Here is a 2,024-nt window from a genome sequence, read left to right on the forward strand (position 1 = left end):
TCTCCGTCCTATTTAGGGACGGTATCCGTTTCTGCGAAAAATAGAAGGATAATTTATAGCGTAAAACATATAAATTCTTATATTTCAAAAAAAGCTTCCGCAGCAGATGCTGCAGAAACTTATTGTCATGCTACTAAGCTTTTTGCAAAACCGTTGGTTCCAAATATCTTCTCCGGACGGCCGTGAAGAAATTATGTGCGGCGCATGTAGGCGCGGACAGTGATGGGTGCAAAGATAGCTACAATAACCGCAGCACCGACCAGGGAGTAGACGAGATCCGATCCTGCTGTTCCGTTATTAGTTAATTCACGTACAGCCGTAACCAGATGGGAAATAGGGTTAATATTAACGAACCACTGGAGCCAGTCTGGCATAGTATCTACAGGCACAAAGGCATTGGAGAGGAACGTGAGCGGGAACAGCACAATCATGGATATCCCCTGCACACTTGAAGCCGTACGGGCAATTACACCAAAGAATGCGAAGATCCAGCTGATAGCCCAGGAACAGGCGATCACCAGCAGCGCAGCAACCGCAACATAACCGATACCGCCCTCAGGACGATAGCCCATGAGATACCCCATAACGAAGGTCAGCACCGTTGCGATGGTATAACGGACCGTATCAGCGAGCAGTGCTCCCGCAAGTGGCGCAATCCGTGAGATCGGAAGTGATTTGAAACGGTCAAACACTCCTTTTTCCATGTCCTCACGCAGCTGCACGCCAGTGACGATGGAGGTGGTGATAACCGTCTGCACCAGGATTCCCGGGATAATTACCGGCAAGTAGCTAATCACGTCACCAGAGATCGCTCCGCCGAAAATATAGGTAAACATCAGGGTGAAAATAATCGGCTGAAACGTAACGTCAAACAGCTGCTCAGGGGTACGCTTGATTTTCAGCAGCCCCCGGTAAGCCATGGTCAGGGAATTGCGGACCGCCTGGCCGAAGCTGGAGTGATTCTTTAGCTTGCGCTCAGCCCCCGGCTTAATTAATGTGCTCATATTGTTGTTGTCCCCCCGCTTTAGTATCTTTTCCTGATACCTGTGCTGCGTCATCCTCTACACCATGGCCGGTCAGGGACAGAAATACTTCGTCCAGGGTCGGCTTCTGTACACTCATTTCGGATAAGGGAATTCCGGCTGCACGAAGGGCGATCAGCAGATCGGTTACCTCATCCGCATTGCCCATCGGCGCAGTAATCTTGGCAGCTTCTGCGGATACGGCGGCCTGAACCCGCAGCACCCGTTCGACAGTCTGCCGGGCAACCATAATTTGCTGCGGATTCTCCACTCTCAAGTGCAGAGATGAGCTGCCGATAGAGGATTTCAGCTCATCGACGGTACCTTCGGCAACCACCCTTCCGTGGTCAATAACCGCTACCCGGTCTGCTAGCTGATCCGCTTCCTCCAGATACTGTGTGGTCAAAAGGACCGTTGAACCTGAGCCCACCAGCCGGCGGATCGTATCCCACATCTGGTTACGGGTGCGCGGGTCAAGCCCCGTAGTCGGCTCATCCAGGAAAATCAGCGGCGGCTGCGCGATCAGGCTTGCGGCCAGATCCAGCCGCCGGCGCATCCCGCCGGAGAAATGCTTGAGCGGACGTTTGGCGGCTTCGGTCAGTCCGAATTCGTCCAGCAGATCCGCTGCTTTACGCCGGGACTCCGCACGGCCCAGTCCAAGCAGCCGGGAGAAAATCACCAGATTCTCGGTTGCGCTGAGCGACTCATCGACGGATGCGTACTGTCCGGTCACCCCGATCAATTGTCTTACGATCTGCGGCTCCTTCACCACATCATGACCGAAGATTCTGGCGGATCCGGCATCCGGGCGCAGTAAGGTAGCCAGCATGCGGATCGCTGTCGTTTTTCCGGCGCCGTTAGGGCCGAGCACCCCGTAGATGGAACCGGTGGCTACCTGAAGATCCACCCCGTCTACCGCACGGTTGTCTCCGAACACCTTGACCAGCCCCTGCGCATCGATGGCTAATTCTGCTTGCTGCGGCGCTTTTTTGGTTTGTTGAC

The 2,024-nt window shown here is 54.1% G+C and carries 3 protein-coding genes; 1 reads left to right on the top strand and 2 read right to left on the bottom strand.

Annotated features, from left to right (window positions below; translation table 11 throughout):
- Positions 1-186: hypothetical protein (locus AQR02_RS33090; RefSeq protein WP_209444161.1), on the top strand; the 186-nt coding region annotated here is incomplete at its 5' end.
- A 5-nt stretch (positions 187-191) separates the two neighbouring features.
- Here the strand turns inward: AQR02_RS33090 and AQR02_RS15115 are convergent.
- Positions 192-1,004 (bottom strand): ABC transporter permease, encoded by an 813-nt coding sequence (locus tag AQR02_RS15115; RefSeq protein WP_054941187.1) that lies wholly within the window; start codon positions 1,002-1,004, stop codon positions 192-194.
- Positions 988-1,983 (bottom strand): ATP-binding cassette domain-containing protein, encoded by a 996-nt coding sequence (locus AQR02_RS15120; protein ID WP_054942118.1) that lies wholly within the window; start codon positions 1,981-1,983, stop codon positions 988-990. Before AQR02_RS15120 ends, AQR02_RS15115 begins: the two co-directional genes overlap by 17 nt.
- Positions 1,984-2,024 lie beyond the last annotated feature (41 nt).

Source organism: Paenibacillus ihuae (assembly GCF_001368795.1).
Taxonomy (GTDB): domain Bacteria; phylum Bacillota; class Bacilli; order Paenibacillales; family Paenibacillaceae; genus Paenibacillus_AQ; species Paenibacillus_AQ ihuae.

Excerpts from the sequence above, each read along its gene's own strand:
- AQR02_RS15115 (WP_054941187.1), bottom strand. The coding sequence starts at position 1,004 with ATGAGCACATTAATTAAGCCGGGGGCTGAGCGCAAGCTAAAGAATCAC.